Origin of the sequence: Chryseobacterium sp. CP-77, from assembly GCF_036362765.1 — a bacterium.
In the GTDB taxonomy this organism is placed as follows: Bacteria; Bacteroidota; Bacteroidia; order Flavobacteriales; family Weeksellaceae; genus Chryseobacterium; species Chryseobacterium cupriresistens.
Window position 1 is genome coordinate 492,199 of record NZ_CP143637.1, and the last position, 22,362, is coordinate 514,560.

At 35.6% G+C, this 22,362-nt stretch carries 21 protein-coding genes; 13 read left to right on the forward strand and 8 right to left on the reverse strand.

Features of this window, described 5'->3' with window-relative positions; genetic code table 11:
* Positions 1-63: 63 nt before the first annotated feature.
* The 3 genes from V0410_RS02115 to V0410_RS02125 form a co-directional block, all read right to left on the reverse strand.
* On the reverse strand, positions 64-675 hold the full coding sequence (locus V0410_RS02115) for a response regulator (protein WP_227941448.1): 612 nt from the start codon (positions 673-675) through the stop codon (positions 64-66).
* The gene (locus V0410_RS02120; protein WP_330746133.1) at positions 668-3,670 is read right to left on the reverse strand and encodes a sensor histidine kinase; all 3,003 of its coding nucleotides are present in this window, start codon (positions 3,668-3,670) and stop codon (positions 668-670) included. The genes V0410_RS02115 and V0410_RS02120 overlap by 8 nt, the downstream gene beginning before the upstream one ends.
* A gap of 950 nt (positions 3,671-4,620) precedes the next feature.
* A complete protein-coding gene (locus tag V0410_RS02125) occupies positions 4,621-5,268 on the reverse strand; it encodes a DUF1349 domain-containing protein (protein WP_330746134.1) in 648 nt (215 codons plus the stop codon).
* Positions 5,269-5,357: 89 nt separating this feature from the next.
* Between V0410_RS02125 and V0410_RS02130 the strand changes: the two genes are divergently transcribed.
* From V0410_RS02130 to V0410_RS02170, 9 genes are all read left to right on the forward strand, one after another.
* Positions 5,358-6,095, forward strand: a complete 738-nt coding sequence (locus V0410_RS02130) for a response regulator transcription factor (RefSeq protein ID WP_330746135.1) — start codon at positions 5,358-5,360, stop codon at positions 6,093-6,095.
* 91 nt (positions 6,096-6,186) lie between these two features.
* Positions 6,187-6,543 (forward strand): helix-turn-helix domain-containing protein, encoded by a 357-nt coding sequence (locus V0410_RS02135; RefSeq protein ID WP_330746136.1) that lies wholly within the window; start codon positions 6,187-6,189, stop codon positions 6,541-6,543.
* Positions 6,544-6,977: 434 nt separating this feature from the next.
* Positions 6,978-8,234: an aminotransferase class I/II-fold pyridoxal phosphate-dependent enzyme gene (locus V0410_RS02140; RefSeq protein ID WP_110011634.1), complete on the forward strand. Its 1,257-nt coding sequence runs from the start codon at positions 6,978-6,980 to the stop codon at positions 8,232-8,234.
* A gap of 5 nt (positions 8,235-8,239) precedes the next feature.
* Positions 8,240-8,872 (forward strand): TetR/AcrR family transcriptional regulator, encoded by a 633-nt coding sequence (locus tag V0410_RS02145; protein WP_047375406.1) that lies wholly within the window; start codon positions 8,240-8,242, stop codon positions 8,870-8,872.
* Between the two features lie 97 nt (positions 8,873-8,969).
* Positions 8,970-10,055 carry a DNA polymerase III subunit gamma/tau gene (gene dnaX, locus V0410_RS02150; protein ID WP_202842770.1) on the forward strand — a complete coding sequence of 362 codons (1,086 nt, stop codon included), beginning with the start codon at positions 8,970-8,972 and terminating at the stop codon, positions 10,053-10,055.
* 38 nt (positions 10,056-10,093) lie between these two features.
* Positions 10,094-10,669 carry a hypothetical protein gene (locus V0410_RS02155; RefSeq protein WP_330746137.1) on the forward strand — a complete coding sequence of 192 codons (576 nt, stop codon included), beginning with the start codon at positions 10,094-10,096 and terminating at the stop codon, positions 10,667-10,669.
* Positions 10,670-11,069: 400 nt separating this feature from the next.
* Positions 11,070-12,149: a chorismate mutase gene (locus tag V0410_RS02160; RefSeq protein WP_047431451.1), complete on the forward strand. Its 1,080-nt coding sequence runs from the start codon at positions 11,070-11,072 to the stop codon at positions 12,147-12,149.
* Between the two features lie 162 nt (positions 12,150-12,311).
* Positions 12,312-13,238 carry a ribosome small subunit-dependent GTPase A gene (gene rsgA, locus V0410_RS02165; protein WP_330746138.1) on the forward strand — a complete coding sequence of 309 codons (927 nt, stop codon included), beginning with the start codon at positions 12,312-12,314 and terminating at the stop codon, positions 13,236-13,238.
* Positions 13,239-13,855: 617 nt separating this feature from the next.
* Positions 13,856-14,272 (forward strand): nucleoside-diphosphate kinase, encoded by a 417-nt coding sequence (locus tag V0410_RS02170; protein ID WP_034722935.1) that lies wholly within the window; start codon positions 13,856-13,858, stop codon positions 14,270-14,272.
* Between the two features lie 65 nt (positions 14,273-14,337).
* On the opposite strand, the gene V0410_RS02175 is transcribed toward V0410_RS02170, so the two are convergent.
* Positions 14,338-16,185 carry an alpha-L-fucosidase gene (locus V0410_RS02175; protein WP_330746140.1) on the reverse strand — a complete coding sequence of 616 codons (1,848 nt, stop codon included), beginning with the start codon at positions 16,183-16,185 and terminating at the stop codon, positions 14,338-14,340.
* Between the two features lie 153 nt (positions 16,186-16,338).
* On the opposite strand from V0410_RS02175, the gene chrA reads away from it, so the two are divergent.
* The 3 genes from chrA to chrI are packed head-to-tail and all read left to right on the forward strand — an operon-like array spanning position 16,339 to position 18,184.
* Entirely contained in the window at positions 16,339-16,560 is a 222-nt protein-coding gene (gene chrA / locus V0410_RS02180) for an MNIO class RiPP chryseobasin precursor ChrA (protein ID WP_442879166.1), read from the forward strand.
* A gap of 3 nt (positions 16,561-16,563) precedes the next feature.
* A complete protein-coding gene (gene chrH / locus V0410_RS02185; protein ID WP_330746142.1) occupies positions 16,564-17,661 on the forward strand; it encodes an MNIO family chryseobactin maturase in 1,098 nt (365 codons plus the stop codon).
* A gap of 37 nt (positions 17,662-17,698) precedes the next feature.
* Positions 17,699-18,184 carry a chryseobasin maturation helper ChrI gene (gene chrI / locus V0410_RS02190; protein WP_330746143.1) on the forward strand — a complete coding sequence of 162 codons (486 nt, stop codon included), beginning with the start codon at positions 17,699-17,701 and terminating at the stop codon, positions 18,182-18,184.
* 209 nt (positions 18,185-18,393) lie between these two features.
* Here the strand turns inward: chrI and rpe are convergent, their stop codons facing one another.
* A complete protein-coding gene (gene rpe, locus V0410_RS02195) occupies positions 18,394-19,044 on the reverse strand; it encodes a ribulose-phosphate 3-epimerase (protein WP_034698534.1) in 651 nt (216 codons plus the stop codon).
* Positions 19,045-19,168: 124 nt separating this feature from the next.
* Complete coding sequence (gene chrP, locus V0410_RS02200) at positions 19,169-20,242, reverse strand: chryseobasin maturation metalloprotease ChrP (protein ID WP_062670358.1); 1,074 nt, start codon at positions 20,240-20,242, stop codon at positions 19,169-19,171.
* Positions 20,243-20,293: 51 nt separating this feature from the next.
* Here chrP and V0410_RS02205 point away from each other — a divergent pair, with 51 nt between their 5' ends.
* A complete protein-coding gene (locus tag V0410_RS02205; RefSeq protein WP_110011641.1) occupies positions 20,294-20,998 on the forward strand; it encodes a DUF4294 domain-containing protein in 705 nt (234 codons plus the stop codon).
* 21 nt (positions 20,999-21,019) lie between these two features.
* On the opposite strand, the gene V0410_RS02210 is transcribed toward V0410_RS02205, so the two are convergent.
* Both V0410_RS02210 and mnmD read right to left on the reverse strand, forming a co-directional pair.
* Entirely contained in the window at positions 21,020-21,436 is a 417-nt protein-coding gene (locus V0410_RS02210) for an NUDIX domain-containing protein (protein ID WP_110011642.1), read from the reverse strand.
* 199 nt (positions 21,437-21,635) lie between these two features.
* Complete coding sequence (gene mnmD, locus V0410_RS02215) at positions 21,636-22,310, reverse strand: tRNA (5-methylaminomethyl-2-thiouridine)(34)-methyltransferase MnmD (RefSeq protein ID WP_062670352.1); 675 nt, start codon at positions 22,308-22,310, stop codon at positions 21,636-21,638.
* Positions 22,311-22,362: the final 52 nt, after the last annotated feature.

A 22,362-nucleotide genomic window follows, 5' to 3' on the forward strand; every position in this document is an offset into this window, starting at 1 on the left:
TAAAATCTCATGAGATTTGTGTTTTTTCGGGGCAGGAATACTTTAAATCCCGGCCCCGTTTTCTTAATGCATCATTTCATAGACTTTAATCAGCTCTGCAATATTTCCGACATTAAGCTTTTGAAAGATCCTTTTTTTATAAGTACTTACCGTAGACATCTGAATATTAAGCCTGTTGGCAATTTCCAGATTGCCGTTGCCATCTGCCAGAAGTTTAAAAATTTCATATTCCCTTGATGATAACTTTTCGACAGGATTGTTCCTTTTGTTCTGAATAATTAGACCAATCAGCTCCGCAGGGTAGAAATATCCCTTTTCAATGACAGTTTTCACAGCATTCTTAATTTCCTCTTCACTGCTTTGTTTATTCAGATAGCCTTCAGCTCCTTCCCTGATATACTGGATCGCAACATCCTTGTCATATCCTGAGAAAATGAGAATCTTCAGGTCATTCTGAATATCTTTAAGCTCCGGAATCATCTTTTTATACTGGGTTCCCGGCATATCAATATCTAAAATAAGAAGATCATACCTTTGATCTCCCAGCTTTTCTTTCACCTGGTCATAATTTTCAGCAAAATCTATATTCAGACCCGGATAAGCCGTTTCAAGAACCAGACAGGTTCCTGCCCTTACTACATAATGATCATCAGCAATTAAAATTTTTTCATTCATAAAGATTAGTTTTTTTGAGTGTTACTTCCACAACAGTTCCCTTAGGATGGTTTTGCCTGAAATTCATTTCTGCGTTGATCTTTTTTACGAGATGGATAACCATATGCAGGCCCAGCCCTTTTCCTTTAAAACTGGGAGTTTCCAGTTTAGGATTTCTGAAAAGGTTCATATAAACCGCAATCTGTTCTTCAGACATTCCCGTTCCTGTGTCACTGATTATTATTGTGGATTTTTGTGGATTTTCGGTAATTATAAGGGTGATATTTCCCTGAGAGGTATTCTTCACAGCATTATCAAGGAGGTTATGAATAATGGCTGTTAAAATACTTTCATTTACCCTGGAATATGTGACACCCTCAGTAAGATTGGTAATCGTCGTTCCTTTTTCTTTAGCAATTTCACAGAACAGCTTGTTCTTGGTTTCCAGGATTCTGTTGATGGGATATTCCTTTTCTTCGAAAATATTTTCTGCCTTATAAAGTTCGGTATACTCTTTCAGATTCAGCGTAAACTGATAAAGCTGTTCTGATGATTTATAGATACTGTCAAAGTACTTTTTCTGAAGTTCCACATCATCAGACTCATGAAGTTTCTGGGAAAGCATGGCTATAAATCTGATAGGAGTGGTAATGTCGTGGCTGATGGTTTCCACCAGTTTTTTCTGGTATTCCGTTTCTTTCTGAAGGTTATTTTTTACAACCTCCAGATGAAGAGAGGTTTCCTTCAGTTCAGAGTTTTTATTATGGACAATCTGTTTTAAAGCTTTATTTTTTATCCTTAGAAAATTGGTGGTTAACTGAACGATAATGATGATGATAATAAGAATAATGATGGACGCGGACACTCTGAACAGCAATGTCTGATAAAAAAGAGGCTGAATTTTGAAACGTACTGTTTTTTCTTCATATTTCCCATCAGCAGATATCAATACCCTTACCCTCAGGGTGTAATCTCCCGGAGAGAGATTGCTGATGGTGTATTTTAATTCTTTTCCTGTGGCAATCTTTTCCCATCCTGTATTTTCTTTTCCGGATATTTTAGCTTCAATATAAAGGTTTTCAGGATTGGAAAAATAAGGAATATCAATAAAGACATCCGCAGTTTTGTAATCATTTTTCAAATCAAGGATCTGATGGAAATACTGAGGCTCAGAATTACCGATTTTTACCCGTTCAATATAAATGTTATTTCTTCCCGGGTAATACGTCTGAATATTTTCCGGATTGAAAAATACAAAACCATCCATTGAAGGGAATACAAAATTCCCATTCTCAAGAGCATAGGCGTTGGGTTCTGAACTTCCATTAAATTCATTGGTCAGAAAACCATCTTTTTTGGTGAAACGATAATAGAAAACCGGAGTGTTTTTATGGTCTGCATAGCGCAGCAATTGTTTTTTGGAAACTTTAAACATCCCGTTGTTTGAAGAAATCCAGTAATATCCCTTTTTGTCTTCAAGAATATAATGAGCTGACTGAAGATAATCATTGATGTCATTCGGCATCTTGATAAGCTTATGATTCCTGAATAGATAAAAGCCGCTTTTCTCCGTCGTAATCCATATCAGATTATCTTTTGTCCTGATAATGCTTTTGACATGAATATTTTTGATCAAAGGTGTTACGGTATTGCTTCGCAGTGCTATGGAATAAAGGCCGTCGCTGTTTCCGGTCAGAATTTCATTCTCATTGTATTGATGAAAAATATTGACAAAACTCTTAAAAGTATAGGTGTAATCCGGCTGGCTGAATATATCCTTTTTGTATAAATGAAGCTGAGTGCCTGAAAGATCTGTGAAAGTAGTGCCGTAAAGAGTTCCGCTTTTCATAAATGTTTCAAGCCCCTTTTTAACAAAAGTGGAATCCTTCTTTTTATAGCCCGAGTTTTTATAAAACCTTACGATATGATTTCTCTTTTTGATCAGAATATTTCCGGAATTGTCATACATCATCAGATAATTGTCATTGTTTCCGAAAAGGTGGGTGTTTACAATTCCGTTTCTGCCGAATTCTGTTCCGTCCTCAGCAATGATCGTACTTTGGCTGAAAGGAAGAGATGCAAAATATACATTGCTGGAAAAATCAGCTTCTTTTCTTGATACATAGAAATTGGAAAGCTGAAGAACATTCAGTCCGTTATTAAGCGTTCCCAGGTATAATTTGTTGAACGCTTTATCATAGAACATCGAGCAGTAGGAATGATTTCCGATTTCTTCAAAATTGACAAGAAATTTTAAACGGAGATCCTTTTCATTACCTTCTAAAAGATAAATATTGTCGTGGTTAATAATAAAAGTCTGATTGGTAATCTGCTGCCAGTATATTTTGGTATCAGGGTGGTTGAAAAGTGTTGGTTGATCAGAAACAGAAAGATGTCCCTTGTAGATAGAGTAGGTTTTTCTTTTTTTCAGATCATTGATGAAAAGATGGTTATTCAGTACAAAAATGTAATTCAGGTCTTTATTGGTAAAAGGCAGTGTAATTTTTATTTCCTTTTTTCCTTCCTTATAAATGATGGCATTCTTTTCGGTAAAATGATAAACAGAATTCTTAAGCTGAATAAAATACTGAACATCATTATAGAAATCTGATGTAATGATATTATTGGCAATACGGTGCAGGATATCGGTACCATTGCAATAGGTCATTTTATCACCGGCAGTGAGTCTTGCAATTTTTGGGAACCTGTTTTTAATAATGATTTTATTTTCCTGAAAATTATTAAGAACCGTTATACTGTCAAGACAGGGATCTCCTATAAATTCACCAAAATGCAGATTATTTACCCTGAAATTACTGAAGGTAATAAAAGAACTGCCGTCATACCTTACCAGCCCGTTTTCGGTAGAAATCCAGATAAAGCCATATTTGTCTTTGACAATGGCTTTTGCACTGCTTTGTGGAAGCCCATTGTCTATATTGTACCACATAGAGGTATAGTGCTGCCCGGAAATGTTTAGATAGATGCAAGCAAAAATAAATGCCCAAACTCTCATATATGTGCAAAACTTATCTATATCTGCTGCTAATGCAATAGACGGTTAATAATGGTATTTGTACAAGTCAAAGTTTTTTTAAAAGGCAGGAACGATTGAGAATAAATTTTTATCATTGAAGTTTTCTGGTCTTTTGTGTTTTATATTTTTTGATCGTGTAAAAATAGTGAAATTATGGCGATAAATCAGTATTGCATATTTTGTTTTCTCTAAGTTTTATCATGTTTTGCAGACAATACGTCATTCCGGTTTTTTATAAATATTATCGTATTTCAATAATAAGTGATAAATTAATGTGAGATTTGTTTCAAATTCTCGCCTGTAGATCTCAGTATTATGCTGGATTTGTATTTATTTTTAGAATTTTATAAATGGTAAATAATCTTATGTTTGGAAATTTTTAATATTTTTTTATTAATGGCTGAATATTTTGTTTTTTGTCTTTTTTGTAGTAATAGTTTGACAAAAAATACAGGTTTATTCTACATGATAACTTTGCCGATGCCTATGGATATTCATATTTTTGCAAAATATTCTCATAACTATTAAAGAAGATTTATTGCCAAAATAATGATTCTAAGAACACAAACGGTTTTTATCTCAAGAAAACAAAAGAGACTGTACTTAAAGTAAACAGTCTCTTTTTATTACCAGCACTCAGAATACACATAGTTGAATAAATGGTAGGTATAGTCTTCTGTTATTTAAGTTTCGGCTGAAGCCGGATGAAAAACGTTTTTATTTTAAACCGGGCTTCCTTCGTCTACGCTCTGGATTATAGCCTGGCCCTATTGAGTTTCCAATATTGAAGATAAAATATAGAAAGTATCGGCTTTTTTATGGTAATTATTTTGTTTTTTTCTCGCAGATAACCTTTTCTAAACAAAAAACCTCCCGGAAATGATGGGAGGTGAATAAAATTGACTGTATATTGAAGTGTAATTCAATCGTTATTGATGAGTTTCAAGCCACTTCAGCCTGCGCTGATCAGGCAGATGTTTTACTTTAAAGTTTTCAAAAACAGCATTGAATCCTTCTCCGTCAGGACAGGCTGCCATTAAGCCAACCACTACAGGAGTGTTGTCCTGAAGAGGAGCATTCCGCATCATGATATAATTTTTATCATCAAAAGAATAAAATATTTCCACAGCATCCAGCCTTCTCACTGCTTTTATCCATAGGGCAGGAGGTGTTTTTTCCAATGTAATGACACTCCAGTCACTTTTGTTGTGGGTTACTACAGTGCTGAGATTGTATTTGCCGTCTACAAATTCTACTCCGGCTTTGATATAATGTTCCTGATCTGTTCTCAGCATAAGGCCCATCTGGTCAAATCTTGCTTTATAACTGCCTGTTATTTTTACTTTTGCTTCAAATTCACCACCATAGGTAGCATAATAGAAAGGAGCGTCATCTACCGTGAATCCATAATGTGAAACCCTCCAGTAATCACTTTGTGGGGTTACAAACATGGAAAGACTGTTGTTTTTGATTTCCCATTTTTCAGGTTCATTAAACCAGGTCATTTTTTCCAGACTCTGGGCGGAAAACTTTTGAATCAGGAATAAGGCGCAAAAGCCGAAAATCATTTTCTTCATTCTCTTTGGGATAAGTTCTAAGCGTAAATTATTATTTTAGCAAAAGTATTATTAAACCTTATTTGCGTCAATACTGATAAATAACCATTATGGAAATCCGTAAACAGCTTAGTGATCAATTACTGGACAATACCTCGAAAAAATGCAGTCTTGACATCGGGGTCTATAAACAGCAGGCGTTGGCATATTCCCAGATGGAAGGTGCAATATGTGTGCTGAGTGATATGCAGGAGAATAAAAGCTTTGTTTATAAATCTGCAGCAGCATATGAACTTGGACTTAAGATGGAGGAAAATCCTGCAGAAATAAACTCCATCTGGGAAGAAGAGATGCTGAAAAAAATACATCCTGATGACCGCCTGAAAAAGTACATCCATGAACTCCGTTTCTTTAAATTACTTGATGCTATGCAGATGGAACAGCGCGCAGCATACAGTGTTGTATCAAAAATAAGAATGAAGGATAAAAATGAGAACTACAGATGGGTAAAACACCGTATGTTTTATGTTTATTCTCCTGATAACGGACGGTTGAGGCTGGCTCTTTGCCTTTATAATATGGCTCTGACTCCTTCTAATGCTTCCAGTTTTATGATTGTGAATACCGAAAAAGGAGAGGTGGTTGTAAAAGATAAGCTTGATTATAGAAATATTTTAAGCCCAAGGGAACTGGAAGTTTTAAAATTTATAGGGGAAGGGCATGCAAGCAAAGAAATTGCAGATCTTCTTTCTATAAGCATCAATACCGTAAACAGACACCGTCAGAATATACTGGAAAAGTTAAAAGTAAAAAATTCTACACAAGCCTTTAAGGATAGTTTTTATTAAACATTCATTCTGGAATATCCGAAAAGTTCACCATGTTATTTTGTTCCTTATGATTAATTTTATAACTTGAATACAGATTAGCAAGACCCATATGATGAAAAGAAGTGAAGAAATTACCCGTCAGTATTTTACCTTTTTAGATCAGCATATCCAGAAGGTGATTTCCGGAACTGTACCTGAATTTATGGAACTGAATGAAATTGCCAGAGAACTTGCTGTCTCTCATAAACATCTTACTGATACCATTAAAAAGGAAACCGGACAGCATCCCTGTTTTTATTATGATGAAAAAATTATTGAACAGGCCAAAAAGATGCTCATTGTTACGGATAAATCTGTAGCAGAAATTGCCCGTATTTTTACTTACGACCCTTCCAATTTTTCAAAGTTTTTTAAAAAAATGACCGGTTTTACTCCCGGAAAATTCAGAGATTCCCATTCTGTTTAAAACTGACTGTTTTTATTCTTTAAAATTCCTGTTACAGGAGTTTTGGGGCATTTTTCGTCTCCGGGTAGGGATTTAATCCTGCTGAATTCCTACTGTAAAAGACAATTTAGTGAATTATAATGTTAAAATTTATAGAAAATAATCTTTTATAAATGAGATGGTTGTAAAAAATAACGGTCGTTTTTTATTATTTATCTATTAATATTTCTTTATTGTTTAGTTTTTTTATTAAATTTAGGTAAGAAAAAACTAATTAATTCAATACACATAAATGTTAAAAAGAAACCGGTATATGGTATTAAGTTTGGTTTCCAGGGGATAAGAATAAATTATTGTGTCTTTAATAATATTTAATCTTAATATGGGAGCTTAAGCCCTTCAAATAGTTATATATTTGTTTTTTTTTAAACCACACACAACAAACAAGATTAAGGATGAGCATCAATTTCACAACAGCAACCATTAAAGACTTTGAGAATATACCAGACAATGATATGGCTCAAAGGGCTGAAATTTTTTATGAATATTTAGACTTTGTAAAGTCTAATGGCCACATGAACTACAGACTGAAGAATACTTCAGGAACCAATGCAGTACTGAATGTTAATATTGCAGATCACAACAGAGAATTTGTTAGTTTTGTATCAAGTGATTATTTAGGATTTACGCAGCACCCAAAAGTAAAACAGGCTGCCATTGAAGGAATCGAAAAATATGGTACAGGAACAGGAGCTACTCCTCTTATCGGAGGATATTTTGATTACCACAATGCATTAGAAAAAAAAATCTCAGGTTTTTTTAAAAGAACAGAAGATGAAGCTGTAGTGTTTACTACGGGTTATACAGCTAATAGTGCTTCTTTACAATGCTTGATGCAGAAAGAAGACCTTGCTATTTTAGATATGGCTGTACATGCCAGTGTGCACGAAGGATGTGCTTTTACCAACAAAAAAACATTTCCGCACAATAATTTGGAATCTTTGGAACACATTTTGAAGGTATCTGAAAATCTGTACCGTACGAAACTCGTTATTGTGGATGGAGTGTATTCCCAGGATGGTGATACCTCCCGTATTAATGAGATCTATGACCTTGTGAAGAAGTATAATGCCTTTCTGATGGTAGACGACGTACATGGTGTCGGTATCCTTGGAGAATCTGGTAGAGGTACTTTGGAACAGGCCGGGTTATTGGATAAAGTAGACCTTATTACAGGTACATTCAGCAAAACATTTGGAAATCTGGGAGGATATGTCATTGCAGATAAAAAAATAGCGGCATTCATCAGATTCCATTCCCGTCAGCAGATTTTCTCAGCGACAGCTCCACCATCATCAGCAGGAATTGTTAAAGCCATTGATTTAATTGACGAAGAACCCATCTGGAGACAAAAACTCTGGGATAACATCAATTATTTCAAAAAAGGGCTTGACGACCTAGGGTTGGATACAGGTGTTACCTGCTCTGCAATTATCCCTGTAAAAATCGGAGATCCTTATGTAACAGGAGAAGCCGGAAAACTACTAATAGAAAAAGGAATCTATACCAATCCAATTCTGTACCCGGCTGTACCCCGAAAAGATGCGCGTATCAGGATGAGTGTGACGGCAAGACACGAAAAAGAACATCTCGATAAAACGCTTAATGCGTTTGATGATATTAATAAAAAATTGCATATTGCGAAAAAATAATAATTATGCCTAGAAAAGTAGTGCAGGGCCCCATTAGGGACAAAGAAAAAACAAAGCAGAAACTGCTTGCTGCAGTTGGTAAAATTTTAAGAGTAAAAGGATATTCCGGATTAAAAGTAAGCAAAATAGCTGCCGTAGCCGGATTTGATAAAAAATTGATCTATGAGTACTTTGGAAGTACTGATAAGCTGATCGATGAATATATCAAGTCTCAGGATTACTGGAGCCAGGTCAACCAGGATGTTGATATGGATTTCTCGGACGGTGGACACGAGCTTACTAAAATGGTTGTCTTGAACCAGTTCGAAAACCTGAAGAAAAATAAAGAACTTCAGAAGATTATCCTTTGGGAGCTTTCAGAAAGCAAGCCTATTCTTAAGAAATTAGTTGAACAACGTGAAGAAGTTGGAGAAGTTTTATTTGGAAACATCTCAGATCCTTACTTTGGTGAAGGAGTAGCAACAAGACACAGAGCAATTATGGCTCTGATTGTTTCCGGAGCTTACTATCTTAACCTTTATACGGGGTACAACGCCAATAAGTTTTGCGGTATTGACCTGAAAACTGAAGAAGGACGAAAAGAGATTGAAGGCGCTATTGTTGAGTTGATTGACTTTGCATACAGCAAAAAGAAATAGAGGGTAAAAGTTTTCCGATTTGAACAGAAATATGTTTTTGTTGATATTTGAAAACTTTTAATTTTCAAATTAAAACTATATTTCTTATTTTTGACCAATGGAAAATTTTATAGTATCTGCAAGAAAATATCGTCCTCAGGAGTTTGATACGGTTGTAGGACAATCCCATATTACGGATACTTTAGAACATGCAATTGAAGAAAGTCAATTAGCTCAGGCATTACTTTTTTGCGGTCCTCGTGGTGTGGGTAAAACTACTTGTGCCAGAATTCTGGCAAGAAAGATCAATGAGAAAGATGGCTCGGTTTCAGAAGATGGCTTTGCTTACAATATCTATGAATTGGATGCTGCATCCAATAACTCTGTTGATGATATCAGAGAACTTATAGATCAGGTACGCTTTGCACCTCAGGTGGGTAAATACAAAGTATATATCATTGATGAGGTTCATATGCTGTCTTCTGCCGCTTTCAATGCATTCCTTAAAACGCTGGAAGAGCCGCCTGCGCATGCTATTTTTATTTTGGCTACCACGGAGAAACATAAAATTATTCCAACAATTTTATCCCGTTGTCAGATTTATGACTTCAAAAGAATCGTCATCGAAGACATACAGAGCCATCTGAGAAACATTGCCCAGAAAGAAAATATCCAGTATGAAGATGATGCCCTGTATCTGATTGCTCAGAAAGCAGACGGTGCATTAAGAGATGCACTTTCTATCTTCGACAGACTTTCTACTTTCTCCCAGAAAAATATTACACTGGCAAAAGCCGCCGAAGTGCTCAATATTCTGGATTACGATCAATATCTGAACATTGTGGATCTTGCCAGGGAAAACAAAATTCCTGAAGTGCTTTTCGCATTTAATGAGATTGTAAAGAAAGGTTTTGATCCTCATATTTTCATTGCCGGATTAGGAAATCATTTCAGAGACCTGATGATGGCACAAAATGCTTCCACCATGGAACTCATTGAAGTAGGAGAGAAGACCAAGGCCAGATTTGTAGAGCAGGGACAGAAATGGGCCGCCCAGCAGCTTATTGATGGTATTGAAATCTGCAACCATGCAGATATTAATTATAAGAATTCCAAAAACCCTAGACTTACGGTTGAAATTGCATTAATGCAGCTGGCTTCACTGACAGCTAATTTAGGCGATACTAAAAAAAAAAATTCCTGATACTGGCTCCGTTTCTCAGTGAGAAACAGGAAGTGAAAATGCCGGAAAAAACTCCGGAGAAAATAGAAGTTAAAACAGAACAGCTATCTGTTGTTTCTCAGACAGTTCAGGAAGTTGCGGTGACCAAAACAACCAAGCCTTTGTCAAGACCGGGAATATCCTCAGGTTTCAGCATCAATTCCTTTTTGAATAAAGAAGATAAAGTGGAAACAGCAGAAGATGTTGTGGTGAGAACTGAAAATCTTCCTCAAAACCATTTTACAGACACGGATCTGCAGACGGAATGGAAAATTATGCTTAAACAGCTTCAGGTAAAAAATAACTTTGTATTTAATGCGGTCAAAACCTTTAAACTGGTAAAAGCCGAAGAGCATAAAATCAAAGTTTTGTTCCCGTCGGACTCTGCAAAAGTAGAATTTGATAAAATAAGTGGAGAATTTTTTAATCATTTTAAAAGAAAAATTCAGAATCATATTATTGAGGTAGAATACGTCAGAGACGTTGAAAATCTGAAGATTGAGGTGGTAACGAAGAGAAAATTATTTGAAAAGTTTATAGAAAAAAATCCACTTTTGAAAGATCTTGATGATTTAATGAAGTTTGATTTGACATAATTTTTATATATTTGTCAAATATTTCTGTCAGAAATAAGTTTCTGACAAAAACAAATTACAAACAGAAACGCTAAAACAAGACATTTCCAGAATACAATGGAAAAATTGATTAACACATATCAGTCTTTTTTTGCACCCGCTAATTACTTTTTTAGCGGTTATTTTAGTTTTTCTGCTTCTTATTATAGAAATTTCAGAACGTATTACCGATTTTATTGGTACTGTTAACTGAATTTCTTTCCAAAAAATACAGGAGAAGTAGAGCCCTATTATTTTCCTGATTCCTTTAAACAATTTTGAACGGCATTTTTTGAAAAGAATTATAAATTAAATTTTATAATCCAAAGGGCTATTGCTGTCAATGAATAAATAATATAAAAAAACAATAAAATTTAGAATAATGAATTTAAATGATTTAAAAAATGAGTGGATCGATGGGCTTACACAGCCACTAATGATTGCAGGACCATGTAGTGCGGAGAGTGAAGCTCAAATGCTTGAAACGGCCAGGAGAATTAAGGAATCCAATGCCAATGTATCCGTTTTCCGTGCCGGAATCTGGAAACCGCGTACCAAACCCAACGGTTTCGAAGGAGTAGGAGTGATCGGTTTGAACTGGCTGAAAAAAGTAAAAGAAGAATACGGTTTTAAAACAGCAACTGAGGTAGCCAATGCACACCACGTATTTGCAGCTTTAGAAGCAGACGTAGATGTTCTTTGGATCGGAGCGCGTTCTACAGTGAATCCATTTACGGTACAGGAAATTGCAATGGCTTTAAGAGGAACTGATAAACCGGTATTTGTGAAAAACCCTGTAAATCCGGATCTTGCTTTATGGATCGGAGCATTGGAAAGGCTTTTAGGACAGGACATTAAAAACCTGGGAGTTATTCACAGAGGATTTTCAACCTACCAGAAAACAAAATACAGAAACAATCCAAACTGGCAGATTGCCCTTGATTTCAAGAGCCAGTTTCCCAATATTCCAATGTTAATCGATCCTTCTCACATCTGCGGAAACAGAACAGGTCTTGCGGATATTACACAGGAGGCACTTAACGTAGGATACCAGGGAGCAATCATTGAATCTCACTGTAATCCTGATGAAGCATGGAGCGATGCTTCCCAGCAGATCACTCCTGAAGTTCTTGCAGATCTTATCGGAAATCTGAAAGTGAGAAGCTCTAATCTTGCCGGTTTTGAAGGAGAAATGGGAAGACACAGAACTTTAATCTCTGATCTTGATTTCCAGTTAATTGAACTTCTTTCTCAAAGGATGAAAATTTCTGAAAAGATCGGTAAGCTTAAAAAAGAAAATGACATCGCGATCTTCCAGCCTGAACGTTGGAAAGTAATTACAGAATACGCTACCCAAAAAGCAAAAGAAACAGGAATGTCTCAGGAGTTTATTGAAAAAGTATTCAAAGCGATTCACGAAGAATCTATTGAAGTTCAGAATAATATTATGATCGAGAGATAAATTGCGGATAATAGTAAGAGTAGTACAATTTTTACTAGATATTCAGTAAAAAAAATAAATCAGGGCTTAGCCATCAGTATTTAGGAGATTGAAACATTGTGTTTTTGACCCTATTTTCTGAATGCTAAGCCCTAATTGCGTATATTTGCACCAGCATTATCTATGAAAGGAAAAATCATTAAATCTACAGGCAGTTGGTACCAGGTTTTGGAATTGGAAACACATAAAATTTTCGAGGCCAGAATCAGGGGGAAATTCAAATTAATAAAAACCAGACTTACCAATCCACTTGCTGTAGGAGATTTTGTTGAGTTTCAACTGGAACAGGATGATATTGCCTGGATCACGAAAATTGAACCCCGCTCTAATTATCTGATCAGAAAATCCGTAAATCTTTCCAAAGAAGCTCATATTATTGCTTCCAATATTGATTTGGCATGCTTTATCTTTACCCTGAAACATCCTGAAACGTCATTAGGTTTTCTGGACAGGTTCCTGGCATGCTGTGAAGCCTATAATATTACCCCGCTGATTCTTTTTAATAAAATCGATGTTTTACACGAAGAGGAAATTGAAATTGTAAAAGATATTGAATTCCTATATCAGGACATAGGGTATGATACCCTGGAAATTTCTTCCTATTCAAAATTAAATCTTGACCAGCTTCAGGAAATTCTGAAAGATAAAACTTCTGTATTCTTTGGCCACTCAGGTTGTGGAAAATCTACCTTAGTGAATGCTTTACAGCCGGGATTGAATTTAAAAACTTCTGAAATTTCAGATACCCATCTGAAAGGAAAACACACAACAACTTTTGCCCAGATGCATTTCTGGGATTTTGGAGGAAACGTTATCGATACTCCCGGGGTTCGTGAATTTGCAATGATTGATATTGAAAAAGAAGAAGTACAGCATTACTTTCCTGAAATTTTCAAAAAGAGAGAAGAATGTAAATTTCACAACTGCCTTCACATCAATGAACCTAAATGCGCTGTTATCGATGCTCTTGAAACAGGAGAAATTCAGCATTCGCGCTATGCTACTTACATTAAATTGATGGACGAGGCAGAAGAAGCGTCTCAGAAATAATCATACAATCTTTATGTAACAGGACAAATTTTGTTAGAAATAATATAGAGACTATCATTGGATGGTCTCTTTTTTCTGTTTTAAACTATTTTGTCGAAAGTGCTAAAGAATAATATTTACTGTTATTCTTTTTTTTAAAGATCAATTTAATGTATTCTGGATATTTTATTTCTTGTAATTATTTTTTTTAATTTTAAATGAAAAAAATGTTCGTTTTTAAATAACTCTACTTTTCAACTTTACAATTTTGGCAGATAACTCCACTTTTGTCATATTTCTGACCACCATGAGATTGGATTTTCAAAAAATAAAATTATTTCACCAATTGAAATAAAATGGATAAAATCATTAAATATAATCCGATATTCATTAAAAAATTATATAATTAATAAAAAATACCGCCATTTTTTACAAATAAAAAACCCAGCCGAAGCTGGGTAAAAACTAATAACCATGAAAACTCAAATTAAACATGAGAATCGCAATAGAATAAACAATTACTGTGCCAAAGTTTATCTTATAATTTCTTAATAAAAGTTATTTTTATGTTAAAAAAAAATAAAATAAAAATCAAAGATATTTTTTGTAATTTTGCGCCATTAAAAAAATATACATTTATGTCTAACATTACATTCACTATGATTAAGCCTGATGCAGTTGCTGACGGACATATCGGTGCTATATTGGGTAAGATTGCTGAAGGAGGTTTTAAGATCAAAGCTTTAAAATTAACTCAGCTTACAGTTGCTGATGCAAAAAAATTCTATGAAGTACATGCTGAGAGACCATTTTATGGAGAATTGGTAGAATTCATGAGCTCTGGTCCTATCGTTGCAGCAGTTTTAGAAAAAGACAATGCAGTTGAAGACTTCAGAACATTAATCGGTTCTACTAACCCTGCAGAAGCTGCAGAAGGTACAATCAGAAAAATGTTTGCAAGAAGCATCGGAGAAAATGCTGTTCACGGTTCAGATTCTGACGAGAATGCATTAATCGAAGCTCAATTCCATTTTTCAGGAAGAGAGATTTTCTAAGAAAATCATCTTACAAAATAAAAAATCCGGAGAATTTTCTCCGGATTTTGTTTTTACAGGGATCTTTAAAGATTATTTTCAATGGCTCCCACTTTTTCTCTGTATAGCTCAACAGGTTTATTAAGCAAAACCGCGATCACCGTCAGTTGTTGATCCAGTCTTTCTTTAGGGATATCAATATAAATAATTCCCGGTCTGTCACTCCAGTACAGTTTATTATAAATCGTATGAGGAAGAATAGTGCCTTCACCCACAACTCTTATTCTGGCAATTTCGTTTTTTATCCCTTTCAGAGCAATAGGTCCCGTAGGAACTCCTTCCACAAAAAGATATAGAGTCTGTTTGTCTTTTGATAAAGCACTCATTCCTGGGTAGTGACCCGCCGGAAGGCCTTTTCCTGTTTCAAATAAAGCTTCGGCATGCTTGCTTATCCATTCTATGGTTTCCGGATTTGTTTTAGACGTTTTTTTTATTTTCATGTCAAGGCCATCTTGAGTAAGGCCTTCATGGGTAACTAAATTCTGATCATAGTTTAAAGCATTGGCGATATCATAGACGGCTTCCTGGGTATTTTTGCTTTCCAGTATTTCGGAAAGAGAATGTTTTTCCTTCTTAAAATCGTTCAAAAATGCAGGAGGAGTGTCAAAAGTAAGTTCTGCCACAGTGACATCCTTGTCAAATTTTACTTTGGAGAAATTCAAATTCAGTGTGTTTTCAGCATTATAATCCATTGTAACAACAGCAGATGGATCTTCAATGATTTTTACAGAAAGGGGTTTTGTAGCCAGTCCATAGATTTTTGTAAGTTTTTTAGCTTCTTCAAGATAAAGAAACAAAGATTTTTTCGAGGTTGAAAACGCTGATTTTCCTTTATAGTTGTCAAAAGAAATTCCGCGTGTTGTTTCATAGATGGCATGTTCATTTTTGGATGTCCATCTGCCCAGGTTTTTCAGAATTTCAATTTGCTCTTCCGGAATGGTGCCATCTGATTTCGGACCGATATCAAGCAAAAGATTTCCTCCCATGCTGATCACGTCTGCCAAAGTCCTTACAATCATATTGGGTGTCTTATAACTTTTGTCAAAAGGCTGATACCCCCAGGAATCATTCATGGTATAACAAAGCTCCCAATATTGATTTTGAGGCGGAACTACCGGAATGCCCTGCTCGGGAGTGTCGTAATCTCCATGATTATTGAGTCTTGAGTTAATAATGATATTGGAATTGTATTTCCTGAGTAAATCCAGGGTTTGAGAAGCTTTCCATTCTTCGGAAGTGTGTTCCCAATCTCCATCAAACCAAAGGAGGTCGGGAGAATATTGGGCAGATAACTCATTAAGCTGACCCTGATAATAGCTGATAAAATTCTGCCAGCGCTTTGGATCATTTTTAAGTTCATAGCGTTTTTTTGTCCGGGTATTGATGTCATAGTACGGATGGCTCCAATCCGGCAAAGAGAAATAAAGTCCAGTTTTTAATCCAGACTTTTTCATCGCAGAAACAAAAGGAGTTAGCACATCTTTTTTAGCCAAAGAATTTTGAGGGATAGTTGTTGCTTTTTCTGCTCCCGAATTCCATAGTGAAACTCCATCATGATGTTTTGTGGTAATCACCGCATATTTTGCTCCGGATTCCTTAATGAGGTTTACCCATTGCTCGGGCTGGTATTTTGAAGCTGAAAAACCATTCAGCTGTTTCATGTAGTTTTCGTGATTGATATAATTATTGAAGAATGACCATGATTCCGAGATTCCATTAACCGAATAGATTCCCCAATGAATAAAAATTCCCAGTTTGGCATTTTTAAACCATTCCATTTTTTTGCTGTTGTCAACTGCCTGAACCTGTGCATCGATACTATGTGCAGATAGTATCAATCCAAGGAAGACAGCTTTAATCAGACTGCTTTTCATATATAGTTTTATTTTAACATTAAATATAGATAAAGAAAACATTATAGTATAGAATAGTTTGTGATATTTAATGATAATTGTTGTCAAAACGTTTCTTATTATTGTATTTTTATAAATGGAACGTTTATTGTAAAATTATCTGAAAAAGAAATTATGAAAATTCCAGCAATATTAATGGCAAGTTTACTAGCGGTAAGTGTCTCTGCGCAGACTACTAAACCAGAAACTAAAGCAAAAAAGCCTGTCAAAAAAATAAAGAAAGCCACTTCCGCGGACACCGTTGAAAAGAAAAAACCGGGAACCCCTAAGCCGATAGTTAAAAAAGATACCCTTGTACTCCGCGAATATGGTTGTCCGGCCTGCGGAATGGGATAGAAGATGAGAAAGCCCATGTTAGGAGTGTCAATGATGGCGGAAGCAGATTTTCTTTCTGCTGTTTTGCCATTGTTGCAGGATAATTCCATAGAAGTGATGGAATGGTCTTTTGATACGCTTTATCACACCAATGAGCCGGATTGGCTTCGGGATCTGTTGAATTTCTACGCAGAAAATAACCGTTTAATAGCGCATGGAGTATATTATTCTTTATTTGATGCAAGATGGACAGCAAGGCAGGAAGAATGGCTGAAAAAACTTAAACAAGAGGTCAGCCTGCGGAAATACAATCATATTACGGAACATTTTGGCTTCATGAATACTGAAAATTTTCATCAGGGAGTTCCGTTGCCGGTGTCTCTGGGGCCGGAAACCCTACAGATTGGGAAAGACAGGTTATACAGACTTCAGGAAGCTGTTAATATTCCTGTAGGTGTAGAAAATCTGGCATTCTCATTTTCCATTGATGATGTGAAAGAGCAAGGGGTTTTCCTTGACAAACTGATAGAAGATACTGATGGTTTTCTGATCCTCGATCTGCATAATATTTACTGCCAGTCCTGTAATTTTGAAGTTGGTCTTCAGGAAATAATAAACCAGTATCCACTTGATAAAATAAAAGAGATTCATCTTTCAGGCGGCAGCTGGCAGGAGAGTGCGTATGGAAAGAAGCAGGTGAGGAGAGATACTCATGATGATGTTATTCCTGAAGAAATTCTCTCTGTTTTACCCTTGGTTCTTACCCAGTGTCCAAATCTGGAATACATTATTATTGAAAAATTGGGAAATACCTTGAAAACCGAAGAAGAAAGAAATGATTTTCTGGATGATTTTAATAAAGTCAGAACAATAATTGAAACTTCAGACCTGAAATTCAAAGAAAAAAAACGTTGGTGTAAAAAGGAAGTGAAACTTTCCGAAAAACCTTTGGAAGACCTTCTTTTGTATGAAGAACAGTCGAAACTCACAAGGCTTCTTTATGATAACGCAGATGTGAAGGCTATTCAAGATGCGGACTTTCAGTATTTTAAAACACAACACTGGGACGCTGAAATGATTCTTACAGCACAGAATATCATTAAAAAATGGAATCCTTATTAATTCTATTCTCTGATAACCAAAATCAAAATATATGAAAATGACAACATTAGTATTGATCATTACCGCTGTCCTCACTGCTTTGATAGGAGGACTTTTCTATGCGTATTCATGCTCAGTTGTGCTCGGTCTGGGAAAACTTTCTGACACGGAATACCTCAAAGCTATGCAGAATATCAACAAGGAAATTCTGAACCCTGTATTCTTTATGAGTTTTATGGGAACGCTGGTTTTTCTTCCCTTATCTACATTTTTGCTCCGCGGACAGCAACCTGTTTTTATTTTTCTTCTTCTTGCTACACTGGCTTATCTGATTGGAGTTTTTGGGGTAACGGTCGTTGGAAATGTTCCTATGAATGATACTTTGGATAAGTTTGATATCTCCAGTTCCACGACAGAAGTGATCAGGCAGATGCGGGAAAATTTTGAAAACAGATGGAATTTTCTCAATAATATAAGAACTGTTTTTTCCGTGATTTCCATCCTTTTTGTAGTTTGCGCCTGTGTCTGGAATAAAGAATTGTAAGGGACTAAGTGAAAATACCTACTATTAAATTACGTATTTCTACCGATGTGTACGTCTGGTTTTATTCAGATCTTTGTGTTGTTAGCAAGATAGTTTTAAACATTTTCAAATAAGTTGAAAAAAAGATTATAACCAAGACGACTTAAATTTCCAAACAAGAGAAAAGGCAGCCATTGGCTGCCTTTTGTTTTATCATGAAGATGCTTCTTTTAGATTTTTAAAAGCTCGATTGTTCTTTCCGGACTTTCCGCTGAGAAAACAGCATTTCCAGCAACAAGAACATCGGCACCTGCTTCAAATAATTTGGAAGCGTTGTCAAGATTTACTCCTCCGTCTACCTCGATAAGTGCAGTTGAGTTGTTACTTAAGATCAGGTCCTTGGTTTCTGCAATCTTTTTGTAAGTATTTTCAATGAACTTCTGTCCTCCGAATCCCGGATTTACACTCATCAGCAATACAAGATCCACATCAGCAATAATATCTTCAAGCATCAATACCGGAGTAGAAGGATTTAAAACAACACCTGCCTTTGCTCCCTTGCTTTGAATATGATGAATAGTTCTGTGAAGATGGGTACATGCTTCATAATGTACAGAAACAAGATCAGCACCATGGTTGATGAATTCATCAACATATTTTTCAGGTTCCACGATCATCAGGTGAACATCTACGAATTTTTTAGCATGCTGCTGAACAGTTTTCATCACCGGAAAACCAAAAGAAATGTTAGGAACAAATCTTCCGTCCATGACATCGATGTGGAACCAGTCGGCCTGAGAATTGTTCAGCATTTCAATGTCTCTTTGCAGATTCCCAAAGTCTGCTGATAAAAGGGATGGAGCAATAAGCTTCGTTTTCATTTTTACTTTTTATACTTTTTATTTAGATATAAGATGCTAGATCTCAGATTTCAGATCTTTAAAGAGCAGAAGTAGGTGTATTTATTAGAGTCTGATATCTGCTGTCTCATATCTGAAATCTCAATTAATGATACTTCAGTTTCATTTCTGGCTTGATCTTAAGAACCGTTTCATAGATAAGTTTGATGACATTACCTACATCTTCTTTAGATACCATTTCTACCGTAGTATGCATATAACGCAAAGGTAAGGAAATTAAAGCACTTGGTACTCCGCCGTTGGAATGGGCGAAGGCATCTGTATCAGTTCCGGTAGCTCTGCTGGCGGCAGCTCTCTGGAAAGGAATTTTTTTGGTTTTTGCAGTATCAATAATCAGTTCTCTGATAGTATGATGAACGCTTGGAGCGAAGAATACTACTGGCCCGGCACCACATTTCTGATCTCCTTCTTTTTTCTTTTCAATCATCGGAGTGGTTGTGTCGTGGGTAACATCTGTTACAATGGCAATATTCGGTTTGATGGTGTCAGCAATCATGTCTGCTCCATATAAACCTACTTCTTCCTGTACAGAATTGGTAATATAAAGTCCGAATGGGATTGATTTCTTATTTTCTTTTAACAGCCTGGCCACTTCAGCAATCATGAAGCCGCCGATTCTGTTGTCCAGAGCTCTGCAGACAAAATATCTGTCATTCATTTCAAAGAATTCATCCGGGTAGGTGATCATACATCCTACAAAGATTCCCATTTCTTCCACCTCTTTTTTAGAAGTAGCACCACAATCGATAAAAATATTTTCAATTTTAGGAGTAGGCTCATTCTGATTGGTTCTGGTATGAATCGCCGGCCATCCGAATACTCCTTTTACAATTCCGTTTTCACCATGGATATGAACAACTTTTGAAGGAGCAATCGTCTGATCGGAGCCTCCGTTTCTGATGACATAGATTAATCCGTCATCCGTAATATAATTGACGTACCATGATATCTCATCAGCGTGTGCTTCAATCACTACTTTAAATTCAGCTTCCGGATTGATGATTCCATAGCAGGTTCCATAATGGTCTACTTCAATTTTATCTACGTAAGGTCTGATGTAATCCATCCAGACTTCCTGCCCTTTATGTTCGTAACCTGTTGGAGATGATGTGTTTAAATATTTCTCTAAAAATTTCAAAGATTTCTTTTCAAATTTCATAAAAAGGAATGATTTTTGCGTTTAATTTTTCTTCTTATAAGTGTAAAAATAATGAATTTTAGTAAGATTATCTGCCTTTTTATTTTCTTTTTTGGAGTCAGTGTTTTTGGTCAGAAAGATGGTATAGTGGCAAAACCACTCAATCAGTATCCGCCTGAATCTCTGAAAGTGGATGAATTTGGCAATAAGTATTATTATGACGAACAGCAGAAGATTAAGGTGTATGAAATCAATGGGGAGCCTGTAGTTGTATTGGATGAGTTGGTTTTAGTGAATAAACCGAGATTTAATAATCAGCTGGATAAGAATTACTATTATTTTCTGAATAAAAAGCTGTACAGGGTGTATCCGTTGTTTGTGACTGCATTGCAGCAGTACAGAGATATCCAGAAAGATATGAATGATCTGGACAGCAAAGCCAAAAGAAAGTTTGTAAGAGAAAGGCAGAATATACTGGCTGACCAATATGAAAAGCAATTGAGAGATCTTACAACTACAGAAGGACAGGTTTTTGCAAAACTGATGAACAGGGCAACCGGAAAAAATGTATTTGAGATTATCAAAGAATTAAGAGGCGGATGGAGTGCCTTCTGGTGGAATGTAAAAGGAAAAATGGCTGATATTGATCTGAAAGAACGCTATGATCCCCATACCAACAGAAGTGATGAATTCATAGAGTCCTTACTGCAGTCCAACTGGAACTCTGGTTATCTGCAGCCTTATCCCGGAGCTAATGATTTTAAAGTAAAGAAATAATAAAAATTCCTGTAAGAATGCTTACAGGAATTTTTCTTTTAATTTATCAAATACAATTTTATCTATGGGAAGAGGAAAAGGATTGTCCGGTCTGTCGATATCAATCCATTCTGTTTTTTCGATACAGGGGTCCAGAATAATAAAGTCTTCCTCGTTAACGATATCTACTATATAATATATGGTAAGAAGCTGTTCGTTTTCTCTGAAACGCGATACCAGAAAATTTTCCTGAGTATAGAAATGTTCCAGCACATTGATTTTTACATTCAATTCTTCATCAAACTCGCGGTGCAGACATTCAAGAACTCCTTCACCGTATTCCAATCCGCCGCCCGGAAATTTCATTAAAGGTTCGCCGGCATATTCTTCAAATAAGGTCAGAACTTGTTTATCTTTTACCGCACAGGCATACACTCTAATGTTGATCTTGTCTATCATATATATAATGTATAATATTTTGTATAGCTAATGTAAGGAATTTTGTTGGAAAAGCCGGAAGTTGGAAGCGTGAAGCTGGAAGTTTAATACCATCTAATAATATTGAATCATATTATATTGATTATTATTTTAAAATAAAAAATCAAAATTAATTAAGCTCCCGGCAGTAAACATCCAGCTTCCATCTTCTGGCTTCCTTCTACAACTTAATTGCATTAATCATCTCTCTTTTTCCCGGAGGTCCTTGTTTTTTCTCCACCTTGAAATTCAGTTCCTGAAGAATTCTTCTTACGCTGCCTTTAGAAGAGTAGGTGGTTAATAATCCGTTAATGGCCATTTTGTCAGCTACGAGTTCAAACAATGGCTTTTCCCAAAGGTCTGGCTGTACTCTGGCTCCAAAACAGTCGAAATAGACGAGGTTGATTTTTGGCAGATCAATGTCTTTCAGGTCGAAAAAATCACATTCTATCTTTTTTAAATTGAATCCACTAATAATTTCTACTGACTTTTCCCAATCTGCCAGATGAATTTTCTGATAAATATTTTTAAACTCTGGGTTATCAAAAAGTTCAAAGTAAGCCAAATCCTTAACTTCGGATTCATTTATGGGGTATTTTTCGAGCGAAAAATAATTGATGACATGATTTTTGTCAGTTTTTAAATATTCATTAATTGTTACCAAAACATTCAAACCTGTTCCAAAACCGAGTTCTAAAATATTAATTTCGCAATCATTTATTAAATTTAGTCCATTTTTGATAAACACGTGTTCGGCTTCCTGTAAGGCTCCGTGATGAGAATGGTAGTTTTCATTTAAATCATTGATAAACAATGTTTTACTTCCGTCGTTTGTGGTCTTAATCTCTCTTTTCAAGCTAATTTTTTGTCAAATTTACTCTAAAATTTTTATATTTAGAAAATTATGT